The 20,061-nt window shown below is 73.7% G+C and carries 20 protein-coding genes and 1 tRNA gene; 9 read left to right on the top strand and 12 right to left on the bottom strand.

Features of this window, described 5'->3' with window-relative positions; all coding sequences use genetic code 11:
- Positions 1-12: 12 nt before the first annotated feature.
- The 4 genes from POD19_RS04925 to POD19_RS04910 all read right to left on the bottom strand — a co-directional run bounded on the left by POD19_RS04925 (position 13) and on the right by POD19_RS04910 (position 2,992).
- Positions 13-1,104, bottom strand: a complete 1,092-nt coding sequence (locus POD19_RS04925) for a glycosyl transferase (RefSeq protein ID WP_144818990.1) — start codon at positions 1,102-1,104, stop codon at positions 13-15.
- Positions 1,104-2,231: a glycosyltransferase gene (locus POD19_RS04920; protein WP_144818988.1), complete on the bottom strand. Its 1,128-nt coding sequence runs from the start codon at positions 2,229-2,231 to the stop codon at positions 1,104-1,106. Before POD19_RS04920 ends, POD19_RS04925 begins: the two co-directional genes overlap by 1 nt.
- 243 nt (positions 2,232-2,474) lie before the next feature.
- A tRNA-Ala gene (locus POD19_RS04915) sits at positions 2,475-2,547 on the bottom strand.
- A gap of 34 nt (positions 2,548-2,581) precedes the next feature.
- Complete coding sequence (locus POD19_RS04910) at positions 2,582-2,992, bottom strand: VanZ family protein (protein WP_043278591.1); 411 nt, start codon at positions 2,990-2,992, stop codon at positions 2,582-2,584.
- A 353-nt stretch (positions 2,993-3,345) separates the two neighbouring features.
- On the opposite strand from POD19_RS04910, the gene POD19_RS04905 reads away from it, so the two are divergent.
- Genes POD19_RS04905 through POD19_RS04895 form a run of 3 tightly spaced genes read left to right on the top strand, consistent with a single transcriptional unit; the run spans position 3,346 to position 5,436 of the window.
- Positions 3,346-5,043, top strand: coding sequence for a sodium:solute symporter family protein (locus POD19_RS04905; RefSeq protein ID WP_144818986.1), 1,698 nt, complete (start codon positions 3,346-3,348; stop codon positions 5,041-5,043).
- Positions 5,044-5,076: 33 nt separating this feature from the next.
- Positions 5,077-5,205 carry a putative transporter small subunit gene (locus POD19_RS04900; protein WP_036339645.1) on the top strand — a complete coding sequence of 43 codons (129 nt, stop codon included), beginning with the start codon at positions 5,077-5,079 and terminating at the stop codon, positions 5,203-5,205.
- A 21-nt stretch (positions 5,206-5,226) separates the two neighbouring features.
- Positions 5,227-5,436 (top strand): hypothetical protein, encoded by a 210-nt coding sequence (locus POD19_RS04895; protein ID WP_095694992.1) that lies wholly within the window; start codon positions 5,227-5,229, stop codon positions 5,434-5,436.
- Between the two features lie 32 nt (positions 5,437-5,468).
- On the opposite strand, the gene POD19_RS04890 is transcribed toward POD19_RS04895, so the two are convergent.
- From POD19_RS04890 to POD19_RS04880, 3 genes are read right to left on the bottom strand one after another with little or no spacing between them, the layout of a single operon-like run.
- The gene (locus POD19_RS04890) at positions 5,469-6,164 is read right to left on the bottom strand and encodes a LutC/YkgG family protein (protein ID WP_144818983.1); all 696 of its coding nucleotides are present in this window, start codon (positions 6,162-6,164) and stop codon (positions 5,469-5,471) included.
- Complete coding sequence (locus POD19_RS04885; RefSeq protein ID WP_144818982.1) at positions 6,161-7,801, bottom strand: LutB/LldF family L-lactate oxidation iron-sulfur protein; 1,641 nt, start codon at positions 7,799-7,801, stop codon at positions 6,161-6,163. Before POD19_RS04885 ends, POD19_RS04890 begins: the two co-directional genes overlap by 4 nt.
- Positions 7,798-8,661, bottom strand: coding sequence for a (Fe-S)-binding protein (locus tag POD19_RS04880; RefSeq protein ID WP_036313467.1), 864 nt, complete (start codon positions 8,659-8,661; stop codon positions 7,798-7,800). Before POD19_RS04880 ends, POD19_RS04885 begins: the two co-directional genes overlap by 4 nt.
- A 201-nt stretch (positions 8,662-8,862) precedes the next feature.
- Between POD19_RS04880 and POD19_RS04875 the strand changes: the two genes are divergently transcribed.
- Both POD19_RS04875 and POD19_RS04870 read left to right on the top strand, forming a co-directional pair.
- Positions 8,863-10,524: an L-lactate permease gene (locus tag POD19_RS04875; RefSeq protein ID WP_340309353.1), complete on the top strand. Its 1,662-nt coding sequence runs from the start codon at positions 8,863-8,865 to the stop codon at positions 10,522-10,524.
- A 100-nt stretch (positions 10,525-10,624) separates the two neighbouring features.
- Positions 10,625-11,353 (top strand): FadR/GntR family transcriptional regulator, encoded by a 729-nt coding sequence (locus tag POD19_RS04870; protein WP_036339663.1) that lies wholly within the window; start codon positions 10,625-10,627, stop codon positions 11,351-11,353.
- A 21-nt stretch (positions 11,354-11,374) separates the two neighbouring features.
- Here POD19_RS04870 and POD19_RS04865 read toward each other — a convergent pair whose 3' ends face one another.
- On the bottom strand, positions 11,375-11,872 hold the full coding sequence (locus POD19_RS04865; RefSeq protein ID WP_100059208.1) for a DUF456 domain-containing protein: 498 nt from the start codon (positions 11,870-11,872) through the stop codon (positions 11,375-11,377).
- A gap of 105 nt (positions 11,873-11,977) precedes the next feature.
- Here POD19_RS04865 and ald point away from each other — a divergent pair, with 105 nt between their 5' ends.
- Positions 11,978-13,120, top strand: coding sequence for an alanine dehydrogenase (gene ald, locus POD19_RS04860; RefSeq protein WP_122054692.1), 1,143 nt, complete (start codon positions 11,978-11,980; stop codon positions 13,118-13,120).
- Here ald and pdxT read toward each other — a convergent pair.
- From pdxT to POD19_RS04840, 4 genes are all read right to left on the bottom strand, one after another.
- A complete protein-coding gene (gene pdxT / locus POD19_RS04855; protein WP_186299590.1) occupies positions 13,092-13,748 on the bottom strand; it encodes a pyridoxal 5'-phosphate synthase glutaminase subunit PdxT in 657 nt (218 codons plus the stop codon). The genes ald and pdxT overlap by 29 nt on opposite strands.
- A complete protein-coding gene (pdxS, locus tag POD19_RS04850) occupies positions 13,745-14,689 on the bottom strand; it encodes a pyridoxal 5'-phosphate synthase lyase subunit PdxS (protein ID WP_036313496.1) in 945 nt (314 codons plus the stop codon). The genes pdxT and pdxS overlap by 4 nt, the downstream gene beginning before the upstream one ends.
- A gap of 115 nt (positions 14,690-14,804) precedes the next feature.
- Positions 14,805-15,290 carry a DedA family protein gene (locus POD19_RS04845; protein ID WP_100059128.1) on the bottom strand — a complete coding sequence of 162 codons (486 nt, stop codon included), beginning with the start codon at positions 15,288-15,290 and terminating at the stop codon, positions 14,805-14,807.
- Between the two features lie 51 nt (positions 15,291-15,341).
- A complete protein-coding gene (locus tag POD19_RS04840) occupies positions 15,342-16,187 on the bottom strand; it encodes an HpcH/HpaI aldolase/citrate lyase family protein (RefSeq protein ID WP_063188606.1) in 846 nt (281 codons plus the stop codon).
- A gap of 158 nt (positions 16,188-16,345) precedes the next feature.
- Between POD19_RS04840 and POD19_RS04835 the strand changes: the two genes are divergently transcribed.
- The 3 genes from POD19_RS04835 to POD19_RS04825 all read left to right on the top strand — a co-directional run bounded on the left by POD19_RS04835 (position 16,346) and on the right by POD19_RS04825 (position 20,060).
- Positions 16,346-17,080: a GerMN domain-containing protein gene (locus tag POD19_RS04835; protein ID WP_144818980.1), complete on the top strand. Its 735-nt coding sequence runs from the start codon at positions 16,346-16,348 to the stop codon at positions 17,078-17,080.
- A 72-nt stretch (positions 17,081-17,152) separates the two neighbouring features.
- Positions 17,153-18,367, top strand: coding sequence for an aminotransferase-like domain-containing protein (locus POD19_RS04830; RefSeq protein ID WP_144818978.1), 1,215 nt, complete (start codon positions 17,153-17,155; stop codon positions 18,365-18,367).
- Between the two features lie 94 nt (positions 18,368-18,461).
- Positions 18,462-20,060 (top strand): fumarylacetoacetate hydrolase family protein, encoded by a 1,599-nt coding sequence (locus POD19_RS04825; protein ID WP_144818976.1) that lies wholly within the window; start codon positions 18,462-18,464, stop codon positions 20,058-20,060.
- Position 20,061 lies beyond the last annotated feature (1 nt).

The following is a 20,061-nucleotide window of genomic DNA, read 5'->3' as shown; positions in this document are numbered from 1 at the left end:
GCGGGGGCGGACTCAGCCCAGGGCGCCCTCGATCGCCGCCTCCCAGCGCCGCCGGTACTCGTCCGGCGCCACGAGCAGCAGGCCCGCGAGCCGATCGGCGGCGGCCGGGTCCGCGAGGGCGCCGCGCACCGCGCCGGCCCAGTCCGCGTCCGGGTCCTCCCACGCGCACCACGGCACGCCCGCGGCCCGGTGGATCTCGCGGACGAACACGCGCTGCTCGTCGAACGGCCGCGGCTCGGGGGCGAGCACCACGGGGCGGCCGGAGCGGGCGGCGTCCACCACGGCGTTGTGCCCGGCCGAGACCACCACGACGTCGGCGTCCGCGGCCCGGCGGGCCGGCGCCTGGACCCAGCCGTGCAGCGTCACAGTGGCGGGCATCGCCTCCGCCGCGAGCCCGCCCGGCGCCTCCGGCTCGCCCACCCCGGCGATCGGGCCGTACACCTCCCACGTCGCCTCCGGCACGGCGGATGCCGCCCGGGCCAGGTCCGCGGCCCGCACCCCGCCGCCGCCCGTCCCGGCGATCACGGCGACGCGCGGGGCGGTGCCGGCGGACGCCGTCGTCGTGGCGCGGGTGCCGAGCCGGCCGGTGACGTCCGCGACCCCGAGGTAGGTGACCCGGCCGACGTGGGCGGCGCGCCAGGCGGGGACCTCGAGCTCGGCGGCGTAGTGGGCGAAGAGGCCGTCGGCCTCGGCGTAGACGAGGGCGTGCGCGGGGTCGGTGCGCTCGCCGTGCATGCGGCGGTGCAGCACGGGCCAGCCCGCCAGGCGCAGGAACAGGGCGGCCTCCACGGACACGTCCACCACGCACACGTCCGGGTCCACCCGCCGCGCCGCCGCGTGGAGGGCGTCGAAGCGCGCCCGGATCTCGGGCCCCACCGGGGACCAGTGCAGGGGCGAGCGGGCCGGCTGCTCGTGGCCGGGCACGAGGTCCGAGGGCAGCGGGATGACGGGGACGTCCGCGGGCAGCAGTGCGGCCGCCCGGGGATGGGCGGTCACGACCGTCACGTCGAACGCCCCGGTCGACGCCAGGCCGGCGGCGTGCCGCAGATGCCCCGCCCCGTGCTGGTGGGCGTAGTAGAGGACCCGCCTGCGGGCCGGAGCCATCAGAGGGACTCCAGGTCCGCCGCCTCGGCGGACGGGCGCGGGACCCCCTGCGGGTCGAACCCATACGCGTCCTCGGCGGCGGCGAGGTCACGGGCGTCCTCGGCGGCCTGCTCGAGCAGGTCCACGTAGCCCTCCACCATGGTCTCCGCGCTGAACCGGCAGGCCCACGCACGCACGCGTCCCCGGTCCTTGCGGCGGGCGTGACGGATCGAGACCGCGAGCTCCTGCGCCGTGTGGTGCACGGCCAGCGCGCCGGCCTGCGGGGCGACGATCTCCCCCATCGCGCCGCTGAGCAGCGCGGCCACCGGCACGCCGAGCGCCATGGCCTCGACCACGGCGAGCCCGAACGGCTCGGCCCACAGCGGGGTGGCCAGGAAGACCTCGCCCGTGGCCAGCATGTGCGGCAGCGCGTGATGGTCGAGGTGGCCGTGGTAGACGGTGTCCGGACCGAGCCGCGGCACGACCTCCCGGGCGTGGTACTCCTCGTCCGAGATCGGCCCGGCGAAGTGCAGCTCCATGCCCGCGATCCGGGCGGCGTCGATCGCCACGTGCAGGCCCTTCTCCGCCGTGATCCGGCCCGACCACACGGCGCGGCCGCGCACGGGGACGGCGTCGGAGACCCAGTGGTGCAGCTCGATCCCGTTGGGCACCACGTCCACGCGCGGCAGCCGGTGCTGCCAGGCCAGCGCGTTCGACGCGGACACCGAGGCCCACCGGTGGTGGTCGGGAGCCGTCCAGCCCGGGGCGTCGACGACGGCCAGCACCTCCGCCAGCGTGGCCGGCGTGTGCAGGACGGTGACCACGGGGCGGGCGCGCAGCAGCTCGAGCGGCGCCGGGGAGAGGGAGTTGTTCAGGACGGCGTCGGAGTCGTCGTCGAGGATCAGCGCGCAGGCCCGGCGGGCGGCCGCCTCGCGCACGCGGGCGCCCGCGCGGCCCGGGCCGGCGCCCTCGGCGGGCAGCACGGCGACGACGTCGCCCGGCAGCCGGGTGCCCTCCCGCGCGTAGACGGTGACGTCGTGGCCCCGGCGCACGAGGTGCTCCACGGTCATGGCCGTGTGCATCTCCAGCCCGCCCTCGTAGGGCGAACGGATGGGGTGGAGCATGTGGGTGAGCACGCTGATGCGCATCGGCGTCCCCTTCCCGGCCCGGGCCGGGCCGAACGGCCCCGTGCGGGGCGGCAGAAGCGCGACTGACCTGCGGTGAGACGGCCGCATCACGTCCGCGCTGACGTACCCCGGCACTGTAGACACCCGGGGGTCCCCCCGGAAGCGCCGACCCCCCTCCCGGGTGAGGGCGGGGAAGGCGCACACGCCCCCGTCACGAGAAAGTCCCGGCCCGCGACCACGAGGATCGCGGACCGGGACGGTCCGTGGAGCTAAGGGGAATTGAACCCCTGACCTTTTCATTGCGAACGAAACGCTCTACCAACTGAGCTATAGCCCCAGGTCATGCCCTCCCGCAGGAGCGCACCGGACCATCATACGCCCGACGCCCCCGATCCTCCAATCCGGCGGCTGCGCGCGGCGACCACGCCGAGCACCACCCCCGCCAGGTCCGCGACGACGTCCACCGGGTCCCCCGTCCGCAGCGGCACCCACGCGTGCTGCACGAGCTCACTCACCGGCGCGTGCACCGCGAACGGCAGGGCCCACCACGCGCTCCGCCCCCGCCCCACGGCGAGGAACGCGGGCAGCGCGAACACGGCCACGTGGATCGCCTTGTCCAGCCCCGGCACGGCGAACCCGGCCTCCGGCACCTGCTCGCCCGGCAGGTACAGCACCACCAGCTGCACCACGACGGCGACGACCAGCGCCGCCGCCACGGCGCGGCGCCGTCGTCGGGAAGCGGGGGCGGAGGGGGCGGCCGGGGAGCCGGAGGGAACGGTCATCCGCCCATTCTGTCCGGCTTCCGTGCCGGGCGCTCCTGATCCCGACCCCGCTGAAAAGGCTCTATGTTTTTGCCATTTCTGCGCCGACCATGTGAGGATCAGCCCATCCGGGCGGGCTCGTCCCGCCGGGATGCCGGTGTTGACAGCGCCGCCCAGGGCCGAGGGACCGCGATGGCTTGAGCAGAGAGCTCGCCGTTCGTGGACTCGGGACCCGGCGGGATGCCCTCCACCTCCCCGGCCCCCCTGGCCGCGACGTGATCGGTACGCCACCCTCCGCCCTGCGGAGCCGTGCCCTGACCGGACCGCGCCGGGGGACCGGGACGTCCACAGTCACTCGTGCGAAAGGAAGTCCGATGCCGCCCTCCCAGGACGCAGCATCCCTGACCCAGCTCGGCGTGATCGGGGTGATCCTGCTCGTCGCGCTGTTCTACGGCGGGACCATGATCATGTCCGTGGCCATCTCCAAGAAGAAGGAGAACGCCGACGCCTACATGACGGCCGGCAATCAGATCGGCTTCGGCGTGTCCGCCGCCTCCATGACGGCCACCTGGATCTGGGCCGCCTCCATGTACGCCTCCGTGACCGCCGGCTACACGTACGGCGTCTCCGGCCCCCTCCACTACGGCCTCTGGGGCGCCCTGATGATCCTGTTCATCTACCCGTTCGGCCGCCGCATCCGCGCGGTCGCGCCGCGCGCCCACACCCTCGCCGAGGTCATGTACGCCCGGCACGGCCGCTCGTCGCAGCTCATGCTGGCCGGCTCCAACGTGCTCGGCTCCGTCATCTCCCTGACCTCCAACTTCATCGCCGGCGGCGCCCTGATCTCCCTGCTGTCCCCGCTGTCCTTCGGCGCGGGCATCCTGATCGTGGCCGCGGGCGTGCTGCTGTACACCCTGTGGTCCGGCTTCCGCGCCTCCGTGCTCACCGACTTCGCCCAGGTGATGGCCATGCTCGGCGCGACCGTCATCATCATCCCCGCCGTGTTCTTCGCCGCCGGCGGCCCGGGCATGTTCCAGGCCGGCGTCGAGGCCGGCCACGTCACGGCCCAGCAGCAGAGCTTCTTCTCCTCCGAGGCGTTCATGAACCAGGGGGCGCCGTACATCGCCGCCGTGCTGGCCTACGCGATCGGCAACCAGACCATCGCCCAGCGCCTCTTCGCCGTGCGTGAGGACCTCATCAAGCCCACCTTCATCACGGCCACCCTCGGCTACGGCGGCACCGTGATCGGCGTCGGCATGCTCGGCGTCATGGCGCTCTACCTGGGCGCCGAGCCGCTCGACGGCGACGTCAACAACCTCCTGCCGCAGATGGTCGCCGACCACCTGCCGCTGGCGCTCGTGGCCCTGGCGTTCCTGATGATCATCGGCTCGCTGTCCTCCACTGCCGACTCGGACCTGTCCGCCCTCTCGTCGATCGTGATGACGGACGTCTACGGCCAGTCGGTCGGCCGCAAGAACGCCGACCCGAAGACCATGCTGCTGATCGGCCGCATCACCATGATCGTGGCGACGGCGGCGGCCCTGTACTTCGCCACCGCCAAGTTCGACATCCTCGACCTGCTGGTCTTCGTGGGCGCCCTGTGGGGCTGCCTCGTGTTCCCCGTGATCGCGTCCTTCTACTGGGGCAGGATCACCAACGCCGCGTTCACGGTGTCCGTGCTCGCCGCGCTGGCCGTGTTCCTGCCCGTGCGCTTCGAGTGGATCCCGATCGAGGGCGCCTGGGCGATCGTGGTGGAGACCCTCGCGATCCTCGGCGTGGGCGTCGTGCTGGGCATCATGTGCTTCGGCTTCTTCGGCCTGCGTCCGGCGGTCGTGGTCGGCGCGATCGCCTCGGTCGTGATGCTGTTCCTCGGCTACGGCTTCCTGCGGGACTACGCCACCCTCACGGGCTCGCTCGTGGCCTACGCCGTGTCCTTCCTCGTGTGCTGGGGGCTGTCCGTCCGCTCCGGGCAGGACTTCGACTTCGACCGGATCGCGCGCGTGACCGGCGACTTCGACCCCGCGACCGAGGACCTGCCGCAGGTCGAGCGCGCCTCGGCCCCCGTGTCCTGATCCCCCGTCCACCGACTCACAAGGAGCATCCGCATGACCGTCGGTCTCACCCTGTACGTCCTGATGTGGCCCGTCCTCGTGCTGGCCGTCCTCGTCGCGATCGCCCGCGGCTTCGTCGCCGACTGGGCCGCGGCCCGCCGCGAGGGCCGCTCGATCATCTGAGGCACCCGCCGGGGGCTGACCGTGACCCTGGTGGTCCTCGCCCTCGACGCGGTCTTCGGCCTGACCCCCGCCGAGACCTCGGCCGCCATCCCGGGCATCGCCGGGCTCGAACACTTGCTCGTGACCGCCGGTCTCGCGCTGCTGTTCGTCGCCCTGTACGGCGGCGTGCGGGAGCGTCAGGCCCACCTCGAGACGGGCCGCGCCGGCGGCGCCGTCGTCGAGGGGGCCTGACCCGCTCGATCCCCTGCTATACCGCGCCCGCGTCAGCGAGCGCGGTCGAGCAGGATCACGTCCAGGCGGCGCGGCCCGTGCACGCCTTCGACACGCTCGAGCTCGATGTCGCTCGTGGCCGAGGGCCCGGAGATCATGGTGATCGGCGCCGTCGCCTCCACGCGGGCCAGCGCCTCCGGGAAGAGCTCCACCACGGAGTCCAGCGGCACGATGCACACGTGGTGGTCCGGGACCAGGGTGATCGCCCGGCGGCCCTCGTCCGGGCGGCCGCTGAGGAAGATCGTCCCGGTCTCCGCGCAGGAGACCGTCGAGGACGTCACCACCGCGTCCACCTCGTTCAGCGCGTCCACGTTGAGGGGCTCGCGCTCGCCGTCGTGGGCGCCGCGGGCCGCGGCCCGCTCCCCCGTGTGACCCACCGCGGGCTCCGTGATGCGCTCCCGGCCGGCCCCGCGCGAGTCCGCGGGGAGCCAGTCAGGCTCCAGACCGGCCGGCACCACGTACCGGGCGTCCGGGCCGAGCAGCTCGGCGATGGCCGCGGCCACCGTCTCCTCGGTCTCGTCCCGCACGGAGGCGCGGTAGTCGATCAGCCGATCGCGCAGCATCTCCACCACCTCGGCCCGGTCCCGGGAGGAGGTCCGCCGGTAGGTGCGCTGCACCGGGTCCGCGACCGGCCCGTCCGCCGTCGCCTCGCGGATGCGCCGCAGGATCTCGGCCTTCGCCTCGCTCATCGTCCGTCCTCCTCGACGTGCTCGTCCTCCGGCCGGTCCAGCCCGGTGACGCCGTCCATGGCGACTCGGTGCTCGGTCTCATCCTTGTGGCGGGCCCACCAGTTGCGGAAGGACTCCCGCGGGGGCGCCGGCACGTCGCGCTCGTCGGTCCAGCCGCCGGCGATGCCCGGCAGCCAGCCGAGCACCCGGTCCGGCCCGGCCGCGACCCGGCCCAGCCCCAGGCCCCGCTCGGCCAGCGACATGCGCCGACCCGAGGACATCACCACGGAGGCGCCCTTCATCGCCACGTCCATCTGCGAGGGCGTGACGGACTCCACCGCCGCCTTGGCGCGGGCCAGGGGGCCGGCAGCGGCGTCCTTCTCCGTGCGCAGGGCCTTCCGGGCGGCGTGGGTGGCCTGCACGTCCTCGTCCCGGAGGTGGATGAGGATCGAGGGGATGTCGATGGCCACGGGGCACACGTCGTAGCACGCGCCGCACAGCGTGGAGGCGTAGGGCAGGGTGCCGTTCTCCCCCGCGTCCACACCGGTGAGCTGCGGGGAGAGGATCGCGCCGATCGGGCCCGGGTAGACCGAGCCGTAGGCGTGGCCGCCGGTCTGCTCGTACACGGGGCACACGTTCATGCACGCCGAGCAGCGGATGCAGTGCAGCGCGGAACGGCCCTTCGGGTCGGACAGCACCGCGGAGCGGCCGTTGTCCAGCAGGACCAGGTGGAACTCCTGGGGACCGTCGCCCTCGGTGACGCCCGTCCACATGGAGGTGTACGGGTTCATCCGCTCGCCCGTGGACGAGCGCGGCAGCAGCTGCAGGAACACCTCGAGGTCCTCGAAGGTGGGCACGAGCTTCTCGATGCCCATCACGGTGATCAGCGTCTCCGGCAGGGTCAGGCACATGCGGCCGTTGCCCTCCGACTCGACGACGGCGAGCGTGCCCGTCTCGGCGACGCCGAAGTTCGCCCCGGAGATCGCCACCTTCGTGCTCAGGAACTTCTCGCGCAGGTGTCGGCGTGCGGCCTCGGCCAGGTCGGCCGGCTCGGAGGTGAGGCTCTCGTCCGTCTCCGGCATCTCCCGGAGGAAGATGTCCCGGATCTCCTCGCGGTTGCGGTGGATCGCCGGGACGAGGATGTGGCTGGGCCGGTCGTGGCCGAGCTGGACGATGAGCTCGGCCAGGTCCGTCTCGACGGCGGCCACGCCGGCATGCTCGAGCGCGGCGTCCAGGCCGATCTCCTGGGTGGCCATGGACTTGACCTTGATCACCTCGTCCACGCCCTTGGCGGTGACGAGCTCCGTGATGATGCGGTTGGCCTCGGCCGCGTCCCGGGCCCAGTGCACGACGCCGCCGCGCGCGGTGACCTCGGACTCGAGCCGCTCCAGGAGCGCGGGCAGGTCCGCCATGACGGACTGCTTCAGCGCGGAGCCGGCGGCGCGCAGCTCCTGCCAGTCCGGCAGCTCCTCGACGACGCCGGCACGCTTGGCACGGATGGTGTGCGTGGCCCGGCGGATGTTGGCGCGCATCTGGCCGTTCCCCAGCTGCTCGCGGGCAGACTCGGGGAACGGGGTGTTCAGCAGGATCTCGCCCTCGCCGTGGACGGGGCGGACGGTGGGCATTCCCAGGCACACGCGGGTGGGTGCGGTGCTCATCGGCGGGCCTCCTCAACACGGGCGGACGGTCCGCGGCGGGCGCCGGCGGACGCGGGGATGGACAGTTCGACGGGGCCGTCGACCTCGAGCGGGTTCTCCCGGGTGGCCGCGAGGATCTCGGCGAGGTGCACGGTGCGCAGCGGGCGGCCGTCCTGGCCGCGCGCCTCGCGACGGTGCATGGCCCCGTCCAGGTGGAGCAGGCAGGAGGCGTCGCCGCCCGTGCAGAGGGAGGCGCCGGACGCGGTGACCTTCTCGATCTTCTCCTCCGCGATGGCGGCGGAGACGTCCGGGTTCTTCAGGGAGAAGGTGCCGCCGAAGCCGCAGCACTCCTCGGCGTCCGGCAGCGGGCGCAGGTCGATGTCCGCGACGGTGCGCAGCAGGTCCTCCTGGCGCGAGCCCAGGCGCAGCAGGCGCATGCCGTGGCAGGAGGGGTGGTAGGTCACGGTGTGCGGGAACCAGGAGCCGAGCTGGGCCCCGGCGTCCGTCACCCCGAGGACGTCCGTGAGCAGCTGCGACAGCTCGAGGGTGCGGGAGGCGACGACCTCGGCGTCGCGGGCCAGACCCTCGTCCCCGCCGGAGCGGGCGACGTCCGGCTGCTGGTGGCCGAGCGAGGCCACGCAGGAGGCGGAGGGGGCGACGGCGAGGTCGTAGTCGGCCTTCATGAAGGTGCGGACGTGGTTGCGCACCACGGGCAGGGCGTCCTTCACGTACCCGCTGTTGACGTGCATCTGCGAGCAGCAGACCTGGCCGGGCGGGAAGACCACCTCATGGCCGAGCCGCTCGAGGATGCGGACGGTGGCGAGGGCCACCTTGGGGTACATCGCGTCCACGATGCACGTGGCGAACAGGGCGATTCTCATGCCGGTCTCCGTTCCGGACGGGGCGCCTGGGGCGCCGTGCGGTGCGCCAGCACACGGGTGCCGTAGTGGTCAGACCATATCATGCCAGCCTCTTGCAAGGTGACCTCCCTCACAGTACGCTCCTTGGTCTGACCACAGTGGTCCGACCATCACCGGCCCGACCGGATCCCGCCCCGTCCCCTCGCCCACCGGGAGACCCCCGTGCACACCTTCACCCCCACCCCCGATGCCGCCGGCAGCATCGCGCTCTCCGCCGCGCTCGGCGTCCTGCCCCTGCTGACGTTCTTCGCCACCCTCCTCGGTCTGCGCCTCAAGGCCTGGCAGTCGGGGCTCGCCGCGCTCGTGGTGGCCCTGCTCGTGGCCGTGCTGGGCTTCCACATGCCGGCCCACCTGGCGGCGCTGGCCGCCGCCCAGGGAGCGACCTTCGGCCTGTTCCCGATCGTCTGGATCGTCGTGATGGCGCTGTGGTTCTACCAGGTCACCGTGCTCTCCGGGCGATTCGACGACATGCGCGCGATCTTCGACTCGCTCGGCGGCGGAGACATCCGCATCCAGGCCGTGCTCATCGCGTTCTGCTTCGGCGGCCTGCTCGAGGCCCTCGCCGGCTTCGGCGCCCCCGTGGCCATCACGGCCACCATGGTGCTCGGCCTGGGTGTGCCCCCGCTGCGGGCGGCCACCGCCGTGCTGCTGGCGAACACCGCGCCCGTGGCCTTCGGCGCCGTGGGCACCCCCATCACCACCGCGGGCACGCTCACCGGCATCCCCGCCACGCACATCGGCGCGATCGTCGGCCACCAGGCCCCGTTCGTGGCCGTGTTCGTGCCGTTCCTGCTCGTGTTCATCATCGACGGGCTGCGCGGCGTGCGGCAGACGTGGCCGGCACTGATCGTGATCGGCGCGAGCTTCGCCGTCGCCATCTGGCTGGCCTCGACCTACTTCTCCTACGAGCTCACCGACGTCGTGGCCTCCCTGGTCTCCCTCGCCGCCGCCGTCCTGCTGCTGCGCTTCTGGCGGCCGCGGGGCGCCGAGGAGGCCCGCCAGCGCCTCGACGCCCCCGCCCGCGCGGCGGCGCAGGACCTCACCCCCGGCCGGATCTTCATGGCCGTGCTGCCCTACATCGTGGTCGTGGCCGTGTTCGCCCTGGCCAAGCTGGTCCCCTCGATCACCGCGGCCCTGAACTCCGCCACCGCCAAGATCCCGTGGCCCGGGCTCGACGGGCACCTCGTCGACGCCTCCGGCGCGCCCCTGGCGAGCACCGTGTACAAGTTCGAGTGGCTGGCCTCCCCCGGCACGCTGCTGCTGATCGCCGGCCTGATCATGGCCGTGGTCTACTCCCGGTTCGACCACGACGGCCGGTTCCCGCTCTCGGTGGGGAACGCGCTCGCCGAGATCGGCCGCTGCTTCGCCCGCATGCGCTGGTCCGCCCTGACGATCGTGATCGTGCTCTCCCTGGCCTACGTCATGAACTTCTCGGGCCAGACGGTCGCCATGGGCACGTGGGTGGCCGGCCTGGGCGCGGCCTTCGTGTTCCTGTCCCCGGTGCTCGGCTGGCTCGGCACCGCCGTGACCGGCTCGGACACCTCCGCGAACGCCCTGTTCTCCACCCTGCAGCAGACCGCCGCCACGAACATCGGCGCCGATCCGGCCCTGCTGGTGGCCGCCAACACCTCCGGCGGCGTCGTGGGCAAGATGATCTCCCCGCAGTCCCTGGCGATCGCCGCGACGGCGGTCGGCATGGAGGGCCGGGAGTCCGAGATCCTGCGCCGCGTGGTGGTGTGGTCGCTCGTGCTCCTGCTGGCGGTGTGCACGCTCGTGTACCTGCAGTCCAACGTGCTGGCGTGGATGCTGCCGGCGGCGGGTTGACCGCCTGCACCACCCGAGCGGGGCGGCGTCCGTCGGTAGGATGGACGGTCGCCGCCCCGCCCCCTCGGGTCGCCGCCCCGCCCCCTCGGAAGGTCCGTCCATGACCGCTGCCCCCGCCTACACCATCGTGCTCGACTGGCTCGAGGCCGAGCTGCGCTCCGGCGCCGTGGTCGTGGGGGACAAGCTGCCCGGCGAACGCACCCTGGCCGAACGCTTCGGCATCTCCCGGGCGTCCGTGCGGGAGGCCACCCGGATGCTCGAGGCCATGGGCCTGATCCGCGCCAGCGCCGGCTCCGGGCCGAACTCGGGCGCCGTCGTCGTCTCCGAGCCGTCCGCGGCGCTGGGCTGGGCGCTGCGCCTGCACATCGCCACCCGGTCCCTGCCGATGGCCGACGTCGTCGCCGCGCGCGTGCTCCTCGAGACCGATGCGGCGCAGGCGGCCGCCGCCACCTCCGGCGACCCCGAGAGCGTCGCCGTCCTGGCCGAGGTGGAAACCCTGCTGGACCGGATGGACGACCCCGCGCTGCCGGAAGAGGACTTCCACCTGCTCGACACCGAGTTCCATGTGCGGCTGGCCACCCTGGGCGGGAACGTCGTGACGGCGATGATGCTGGACTCCCTGCGCCAGGCGACCATCGGCTACGTGACCGAGACCGTGGCCGGGCTGTCCGACTGGCCCGCCGTGCGCGCCGGCCTGCAGGCCGACCATCGGCGGATCCTCGCCGCCTCCGCCGCCGGGGACGGCCGGGCGGCCGCGCAGGAGCTGCGGGAGCACGTCCTCGGCTTCGCCGCCCTCGCCCAGACGGGCAGGGTGCCCGCCGCCGGGTGAGCCGGCGGAGGGTCCGGCGGTTCAGGCGGTGACGCCGTGCACCAGGGCACCCACGCCCACGGCGGTCAGCGAGCCCAAGGCACAGCAGAACTCCACGAGCATGCCCACGCCCATGGCCGTGAGCGCGCCGATCGAGCTGCTCAGGGCGGCCCGGGCGTCCCGGGTGCGGGCCCACTGGGAGGCGAACAGGCCGACGGCGAAGCCGAGGAACAGGCCCACCACCGGGATCACGAAGAACCCGACGGCGGCGCCGGCCACCCCCCACAGGATCGGGCCGCGGGTGACGCGTTCACGTCGCAGCCGTCGGCCGGTCAGCACCGCGGACGCGCTCATCCCCGCCACGGCGAGACCGGCCGCGATGACGCCGAACGTCCAGGACGCGGGGGAGCCCAGCAGCGCGGCCCAGCCGAGAGCCGTCACGAGGTTGAGCAGCGAGCCGGGCAGGACGGGGTACACGGTGCCCACCAGCCCCACCAGGAGCAGGAGCACGGCCACGAGGGAGATCAGCGCGGGAGTCACCGCACCAGTATGACGGGACGGGCACCGCGGTGACGTATGCATGGGCGATCGCGCAGCGGCCCCCGCGCCCTCGCCGGAACGGGCCGGATCGGCTAGATTCGCCGCATGTTGGTCGCTGTGCCCACCGAAGTGAAGAACAACGAGTTCCGTGTCGCCCTGACGCAGGGCGGGGTCCAGGAGCTGGTGCGCGCGGGCCACCAGGTCCTCGTGCAGTCGGGGGCCGGCGTCGGCTCCGGCGCCTCGGACCAGGACTACCGCGACGCCGGCGCCGAGCTGGTCGACGACGTCGACGAGCTCTGGGAGCGCGCCGAGCTGGTCCTCAAGGTCAAGGAGCCGCAGCCGGAGGAATACGGCCGCCTGCGCCGCGGCCAGGTCCTCTTCACCTACCTGCACCTGGCCGCCTCCCCCGCGTGCACGCGGGCGATCCTGGACGCCGGCACGACGGCGATCGCCTACGAGACGGTCACCCGCGGCCGCTCCCTGCCGCTGCTGGCCCCCATGAGCCAGGTGGCCGGCCGCCTGGCCCCCGCCGCGGGCGCCTACCACCTCCTCCAGCCGCAGGGCGGCTCGGGCGTGCTGATGGGCGGCGTGCCCGGCACCCGCCGCGCCCGGGTGGCCGTGATCGGCGGAGGTGTGGCCGGCGAGGCGGCCGCCGTGATCGCCGCGGGCATGGGCGCGGACGTGACCGTCCTGGACATCTCCCTTGAGCGGCTCGCGCAGCTGGACGCCGTCCACCAGGGCCGGATCCGCACGCTGGCCTCGTCCCACCTGAACATCGGTGAGACCGTGGCGGACGCGGACCTCGTGATCGGCTCCGTGCTGATCCCCGGCGCCGCGGCCCCGAAGCTGGTGACCGCCGAGATGGTGGAGTCCATGCGGCCCGGCTCGGTGCTGGTGGACATCGCGATCGACCAGGGCGGCTGCTTCGAGAACTCGCGGGCCACCACCCACCAGGACCCGACGTACCTCGTGGGGGACAAGATCTACTACTGCGTCTCCAACATGCCCGGCGCCGTGCCCCAGACCTCCACCTCGGCCCTGACCAACGCGACGCTGCCCTACATCAAGCGCATCGCCGACCTCGGATGGCGTGCGGCGCTGGCCGCGGACGAGGGCTTCGCCGGGGGCCTCAACGCCCACGACGGCGCGCTCACCCTGCCCTCCGTCGCCACGGCCGTGGCCGACGAGCTCGGCCTGGACCCCCAGAAGGACGTCCGCGTCACCTCCGAGGTGCTCGCGGAGGCCTGAGCCCCGCGAGGAACGCCCGGTGGAACGACCAGTCGCCGGTCACCTCAGGGTGGAAGGCCGTGGCGAGCAGGTGGCCCTGCCGCACGGCCACGGGCAGCCGCGCGTCGCCGTCGAGCCCCGGGTCCGCCGCGGGCACGGACAGACGCGACGCCGGCACGCTCGCCAGGACCTCGACGCCCTCCCCCGCCTGGAGGACGGCGGGGGCGCGGATGAACACGGCGTGCACCGGCTCCGCCGCGACCGCGGGGACGTCCAGGTCCTCCTCGAACGAGTCGACCTGCGCGCCGAAGGCGTTGCGCCGCACGGCCACGTCCAGCACGCCGAGCCCGCCCTGATCCGGCGCCGGGTTGCGGATCTCCCGGGCCAGCATGATCAGCCCCGCGCACGTGCCGTAGGCGGGCAGACCGTCGCGGAGGGCGGCGATGAGCGGGTCCTTGAGCCCCATGATCCGGGCGAGGCGGTCCATCACGGAGGACTCGCCGCCGGGCAGCACGATGCCGTCCAGACCCTCGAGGTCCGCGGGGCGGCGCACCGGGCGCGTGCGCGCGCCGAGGGACTCGAGCACGTGCACGTGCTCCCGCACGTCGCCCTGGAGGGCGAACACGCCGACGGTCTTCTGTGGACTCACCAGCCGCGCTCGGCCAGGCGGTGCGGGGCGGGCAGGTCGCCCACGTTGATGCCCACCATGGCCTCGCCCAGGCCACGGGAGGCCTCGGCGACCGCCATCGGGTCGTCGAACTGGGCGGTGGCCTTGACGATGGCGCGGGCGCGCTCGGCCGGGTTGCCGGACTTGAAGATGCCGGAACCCACGAACACGCCGTCGGCGCCCATCTGCATCATCAGGGCCGCGTCGGCCGGGGTGGCCACGCCGCCGGCGGTGAACATCACGACGGGCAGGGCGCCGGTCTCGGCGACCTCGCGCACCAGCTCGTACGGCGCCTGCAGCTCCTTCGCGGCCACGTACAGCTCATCCTGGGCCAGGCCCTGGAGCTGGGCGATCTCCTTGCGGATGGTGCGGATGTGCTTCACGGCCTCGGAGACGTCGCCGGTGCCGGCCTCGCCCTTGGACCGGATCATGGCCGCGCCCTCGGTGATGCGGCGCAGGGCCTCGCCGAGGTTGGTGGCGCCGCACACGAAGGGCACGTCGAAGTCCCACTTGTCGATGTGGTTCACGTAGTCCGCCGGGGAGAGCACCTCGGACTCGTCGATGAAGTCCACCTTGAGCGCCTGCAGCACCTGGGCCTCCACGAAGTGGCCGATGCGCGCCTTGGCCATCACGGGGATGGACACGGCCTCGACGATGCCGTCGATCAGGTCGGGGTCGGACATGCGGGCCACGCCGCCCTGGGCGCGGATGTCGGCCGGGACCCGCTCGAGCGCCATGACGGCCACGGCGCCGGCATCCTCGGCGATGCGCGCCTGCTCCGCGTTGACGACGTCCATGATCACGCCGCCCTTCATCATGTCCGCCAGGCCGCGCTTGACGCGGGTCGTGCCGGTGCCGCGGGCGCCGTCGTCGGCGGCGGAGGCGGTGGAGGCGGAGAAGCTGCGGGCGCGCTCGTCGCTCATGGTGGTCCTTCCGAAGGGGTGGCGGCCCCGGCCGCGGGGCGGCTGGCCGGGGCGAAGACGCGGTCAACTCTAGTCCCCCGGCGGCGCAGCCCGGCCCGCGTCACGGACGACGACGTCACCCGGCCCCGTGCCGGCGCAGCGTGCGGCGTCGGCGCCACACGACGAACGCAGCCACGGCCGCGAGGATCAGCACGAGGGCGAGGACACCCCGGCCCTCTCCGAGCGCCGCGCCGATGACGGCCCACACCACGGCCATCCCGACGGTCCCGTACACCACGCCCCACAGGAACGTGCCGAGCGCGGCCGCCGGCAGGAACCGGCGCCAGGGCATGCGGGCGACGCCGGCGGAGCCGATCACCGCCGTCTGGATGCCCACCGTGAGGTAGCAGAACGGGATGGCCCACACCCCGTGGCGCTGGATGAAGCGCTGGGCGCGGACATAGACGGGCCCCTCCATCACGCGGGCGAACCAGCGGGTCCGCTCGACGCCGGAGGCCAGCCCCCGCCCGAGCGAGAACACGATCAGGGTGCGCAGGATCGCCAGCATCCAGAAGAACCCGATGGACCATAGCAGCGGCAGCCCCTCGATCCACGCCATCATGGGCGGAGCCACCCGTCGATGCGGGGACTCATGCGCGCGGCCCGGCCGTGCTCACGCGTTCCAGAGCCCGTACGAGTCCGCGAGGTCCGCGATCTTCTGGGCGCGCAGCACGCGGGGCAGGTACGAGCCGTCGCCGACGGCGGCGCCCTGCGCGTGCTTCTCGAGCAGGTCGCGGGCCCACGCGAGCTCGTCCTCGGACGGAGACATCGCCCGGTTGACCCAGTCCACCTGATCCCGGTTCAGGACGAGGCGGCCGGTCATGCCCATCGAGGCGGTGACGGCGCTGGACTCGATGACCGCGTCCTCACCGTCCGTGTTGCCGGGCGGTCCGTCGATCGCCCCGGGCAGACCGCCCACGCGGGAGGCGATCACCATGCGGGAGCGGGCGTAGGCCATGGCCAGCGGATCCTCGCCGACGCCGACGTCCTTGCGGAAGTCGTTCACGCCGAAGGCGAGACGGAACGTGCCCGGCGCCTTGGCCACGGCCGTGGCGTTCTCGATGCCCAGGGCGGACTCCAGCAGGGCGATCACCGGGGTGCCGGCGCGCAGCCGCATGGCGGTGAACGTGACCTGCTCCGGCTCCTCGGTCTCGGCCAGCACGACGCCGCGCACGCCGTCGAGGCCCGCGAGCGCCTCGAGGTCCCGCTGCCAGTGGTCCGTGGAGGTCGCGGAGATGCGCACCCACGCCGTCATGCCGCCGGAGAGGGCGTCCACGACGTGCCGGCGGGCCGCGTCCTTCTGCTCCTCCGGCACGGCGGCCTCGAGGTCGAAGATGACGGAGTCGGCCTCGGAGGCCAGGGCGGGGGCGAACGCGTCGGGGGTGGCCGCGTTGACCAGCAGCCAGGAGCGGCTGAGCTTGGCGGGCAGGGCGGCGGCGCGACGGTTCCTCACGGGCATGGCCTCCAGCCTAGCCCGCCGCGGCCGTCCGCCCGCGGGCCCCTTCCCACCCGTGGGAGGCCTCACACCCGCTCGCGGCGGGCGAGGCGGACGGCCGTAGCATGGAGAGGCCGTCGGCCCGTCCGACGCCGCCGAGCCCCGACCGCCAGGAGTACCCGATGCGCCCGCCCTCCCCTCCCCGCGCCCTGCGGCTCATGGGTGCCGTGGCCGCCGCGTGCCTGCTGGCCGGCTGCGCGGTCGACCCCGGCCTGGCCGAGGACTCGGCGTCCGACGACGGCGTGCCCCTGCCCGCGACGGAGGGGTACCAGCCGCTGACGGTCTACCTCGCCGTCGCGGAGACGGAGGCGGTCCCGGGGACGAGCGGCCGGCCCTTCGGCTGCGGCGACCTGCTGGTGCCCGTGCAGACCGTGCCGACGGACACCGAGGACGAGGCGGACGCCGCGCTGGACTTCCTGTTCGCGGACGAGCAGGGCTGGCACGGCGACCCGTCGCTGTGGAACGCCGTGTTCGACGCGCGCGAGACCCTCACCCCGACCGGGCACCGCCGCGAGGGCGACGTGGAGATCTTCACCTTCACCGGCACCGTGACGCCGGAGGACGACTGCACGGCCGAGCGGATCCGCGCCCAGCTGCAGGCGACCGCCGCCGCCTTCACGTCCGCGGGCCAGGTCCGACTCGAGGTGGACGGCCGGGACCTCGACGACGTGTTGGGGCTCGAACCGCTCCGCCTCGGCGAGTCCGTGGACGTCCCGCAGGGGGACCCCACGCCGAGTGGGGAGCCGAGCGACGGATCCGGCGGGCAGACGTGGGCGCCGGAGGGCGAGTCGTCCTGGGGTCCCGCCGAGCCGACCCAGGGCACGTGGTCCCCCGCCCAGGAGCCGAGCACCCCCTGATCGCGCGACCCGCCGTCGTCGCCCGTCATCGGGCCTGCACCGTCGGCCGCGTCGTGCTATAGGGTGCCGAGCGTGCGGAACCTCCGAGATCACCTGTCCCAGCGCGCCGTCGGCGTGAAGCAGTCCGCGGTCCGCGACGTCTTCGACATCGCGATGGACCCGAACCTCGTCTCGCTCGCGGGCGGGAACCCGTGGCTCGCCGACCTGCCCCTCGACGAGCTGGGCCGGATCGCCTCCGACCTGATGACCCGGTTCGGCACGGAGTCCCTGCAGTACGGCCCGGGCCAGGGCACCGAGGAGATGCGCGCCGCCGCGACCGCCGTGATGGCCGCCGACGGCATCCCGGACGCGGATCCCGAGCTCGTGGTCATCACCCCCGGCTCGCAGGCCGCGATCGACACCGCCTGCCGGGCGTTCGCGAACCCGGGCGACGTCGTCGTGGTGGAGGACCCCACGTTCGTGGGCGCGTTGACCACCTTCACCACCTGGCAGCTCGAGGCCGTGGCCACGGGCACCGACGACCACGGCCTGGTGCCCGCGGCCCTCGACGAGACCCTGACCCGCCTGGCCGCCGAGGGCCGCCGCGTGGCCTTCCTCTACACGATCCCCTCGTTCGCGAACCCCTCGGGCGCCCTCCTGCCCCCGGGCCGCCGCGCCGAGGTGGGCGCGATCTGCGAGAAGCACGGCGTGCTCATCGTGGAGGACAATCCGTACGGGCAGATCGCATTCGACGGCGAGCCCGTCGCCCCGATCGCCGCCGACCACCGGGACAACGTGGTCCACCTCGGCACGATGTCCAAGATCTTCTCCCCGGGCGTGCGCATCGGCTGGGCGCTCGTGCCGGCCGCGCTCAAGCGCGAGTTCTACCTGTGCGCGGAGTCGGCCTACATCCACGCGTCCACGTACTCGCAGATGCTCTCCACCGCCTTCGTCACGCAGCTGGACTGGCAGGGCCACGTCCGCCACGTGACCGGGCTGTACCGCGAGCGGGCCGGGGCGCTCGTGGACGCGGTGCGTGAGCACTGGGACCCGGGGGTCGAGTTCATCACCCCGCAGGGCGGCTTCTTCCTGTGGGCCACCCTGCCGACCGGGGTGGACACCCTCGAGGTGATGCACCGCGGCATCGAGGCGGGCGCGGTGTTCGTGCCGGGGGCGGCCTTCACCCCCGTCGAGGGCACGCACTCCACCCTGCGCCTCGCGTACTCGTTCGTGGACGCCGAGAAGCTCGTGGAGGGCGTGCGGCGCCTGGCCCCGGCGGTGAACGAGTCGATCGCCCGGGCCCGCTGAGCCGCGGCGGGCGCCCACGACGACGTCGGCCCGGCGCGTCTGCCGGGCGTGCGACCTCTTCCCCGGGCCCGCGAGATCGTATACGATCTCGCCCATGACGCAGAGCACACCGGAGCCCACGCCCACCGTCACCGAGCACGACTTCACCGTCCGGGAGAACCGGCCGGGCAAGGTGCTCGCCGTCCACCTGAACTACCTCTCCCGCATCGCCCAGCGGGGCCGGTCCCCGCAGGCCCCCGGCTACTTCCTCAAGGCCGGCACCTCCATCGCCCGCAGCGGCGACACGATCGAGCGCCCCGCCGGCACCGAGCTGCTCGCCTACGAGGGCGAGATCGCGCTGATCATCGGCCGCACCGCCCGGCGCGTCAGCCCGGAGGAGGGCTGGTCGCACGTCTCCGGCATCACCGCCGCCAACGACTGGGGCCTCTACGACCTCCGCCACGCGGACAAGGGCTCCAACGTCAAGAACAAGTCCGGCGACGGCTACACCCCGCTCGGCCCCGCGGTGATCTCCGCCGCGGGCCTGGACCCGGCCGCCCTGCGCGTGCGCACCTGGGTCAACGGCGAGATCGTCCAGGACGACACCACCGAGGGCCTCGTCTTCCCGTTCGGCCAGCTCGTGGCCGACCTCTCGCAGCTCATGACGCTCGAGGAGGGCGACGTCATCCTCACCGGCACCCCCGCCGGCTCCTCCGTGGCCCGGCCGGGCGACGTCGTCGAGGTGGAGGTGGACGCCCCCAGCGCCCCCGGCGCACCGACCACCGGCCGCCTGGTGACGACGGTCGTCGACTCGGAGCACGCCCTGGCCCCGTTCGGCGCGCAGCCGCAGGTGGACGACGTGCAGCGCGAGGAGGCCTGGGGCTCCCGCGAGGCCGCCGGTCTGGCCCCGCAGGCCGCGGCGCCGTCGTCGTCCGCGGTGGACGAGAACGGCCACTGGGTCGCGAGCGCCCCGCAGCCGGACCGCTCCCTGCTGACCCCCGAGCTGCGCGCCAAGATCGACGCCATCGCGGTGGCCACCCTCACCGCCCAGCTGCAGAAGCGCGGCGTCCAGAACGCGACCATCGACGGCCCGCGCCCGATCCACCGGGGTCGGCGCGTCCTCGGCTACGCCAAGACCCTGCGCTACATCCCCAAGCGCGAGGACCTGGCCAAGGAGTTCGGCGGCGGCTTCAACGCCCAGAAGCGGGCGATCGACTCGGTGCAGCCGGACGACGTGGTGGTCATGGAGGCCCGTGGCGAGCACGGCACCGGCACCCTCGGGGACGTCCTGGCCCTGCGCGCCCAGGTGAACGGCGCGAACGCCGTGATCACGGACGGCGGCATCCGCGACTCCGCCGCCGTCGCCGAGGTCGGCCTCCAGGTGTACGCCGGCGCCACGCACCCGGCGGTGCTGGGCCGCCGTCACATCCCGTGGGAGGTCGGCGGCACCATCGCCTGCGGCGGCACCACCGTGCAGCCCGGCGACATCATCGTCGGCGACGACGACGGTGTGGTGGTCATCCCGCCGTCCCTGCTCCAGGAGGTTGTGGACGACGCCTACGAGCAGGAGCTCCAGGACGCCTGGGCGTACGAGCAGGTCAAGGCCGGCTACCCGGTGGACGGGATGTTCCCCCCGAACGCCGAGTGGAAGGCCAAGTTCGCCGAGTACCGCAAGACCCTGCCGGACGCCCCGGCCCCGGAGGGCGACGCCTGAG

This window comes from Micrococcus sp. GPGPB33, from assembly GCF_037853785.1.
Classification (GTDB): Bacteria; Actinomycetota; Actinomycetes; order Actinomycetales; family Micrococcaceae; genus Micrococcus; species Micrococcus luteus.
The sequence above is the reverse complement of the archived record's forward strand: the minus strand, read 5'-3'. Positions and strand labels throughout refer to the sequence as shown.

Coding starts and splice junctions, on each gene's coding strand:
- POD19_RS04870 (WP_036339663.1), top strand. CDS start 10,625: ATGACCGCTGCCCCCGCCTACACCATCGTGCTCGACTGGCTCGAGGCC.
- POD19_RS04925 (WP_144818990.1), bottom strand. CDS start 1,104: ATGGCTCCGGCCCGCAGGCGGGTCCTCTACTACGCCCACCAGCACGGG.
- POD19_RS04920 (WP_144818988.1), bottom strand. CDS start 2,231: ATGCGCATCAGCGTGCTCACCCACATGCTCCACCCCATCCGTTCGCCC.
- POD19_RS04840 (WP_063188606.1), bottom strand. CDS start 16,187: ATGCCCGTGAGGAACCGTCGCGCCGCCGCCCTGCCCGCCAAGCTCAGC.
- ald (WP_122054692.1), top strand. CDS start 11,978: ATGTTGGTCGCTGTGCCCACCGAAGTGAAGAACAACGAGTTCCGTGTC.
- POD19_RS04845 (WP_100059128.1), bottom strand. CDS start 15,290: ATGATGGCGTGGATCGAGGGGCTGCCGCTGCTATGGTCCATCGGGTTC.
- POD19_RS04905 (WP_144818986.1), top strand. CDS start 3,346: ATGCCGCCCTCCCAGGACGCAGCATCCCTGACCCAGCTCGGCGTGATC.
- POD19_RS04835 (WP_144818980.1), top strand. CDS start 16,346: ATGCGCCCGCCCTCCCCTCCCCGCGCCCTGCGGCTCATGGGTGCCGTG.
- POD19_RS04890 (WP_144818983.1), bottom strand. CDS start 6,164: ATGAGCGAGGCGAAGGCCGAGATCCTGCGGCGCATCCGCGAGGCGACG.
- POD19_RS04900 (WP_036339645.1), top strand. CDS start 5,077: ATGACCGTCGGTCTCACCCTGTACGTCCTGATGTGGCCCGTCCTCGTG.
- POD19_RS04910 (WP_043278591.1), bottom strand. CDS start 2,992: ATGACCGTTCCCTCCGGCTCCCCGGCCGCCCCCTCCGCCCCCGCTTCC.
- POD19_RS04885 (WP_144818982.1), bottom strand. CDS start 7,801: ATGAGCACCGCACCCACCCGCGTGTGCCTGGGAATGCCCACCGTCCGC.
- POD19_RS04825 (WP_144818976.1), top strand. CDS start 18,462: ATGACGCAGAGCACACCGGAGCCCACGCCCACCGTCACCGAGCACGAC.
- pdxS (WP_036313496.1), bottom strand. CDS start 14,689: ATGAGCGACGAGCGCGCCCGCAGCTTCTCCGCCTCCACCGCCTCCGCC.
- POD19_RS04880 (WP_036313467.1), bottom strand. CDS start 8,661: ATGAGAATCGCCCTGTTCGCCACGTGCATCGTGGACGCGATGTACCCC.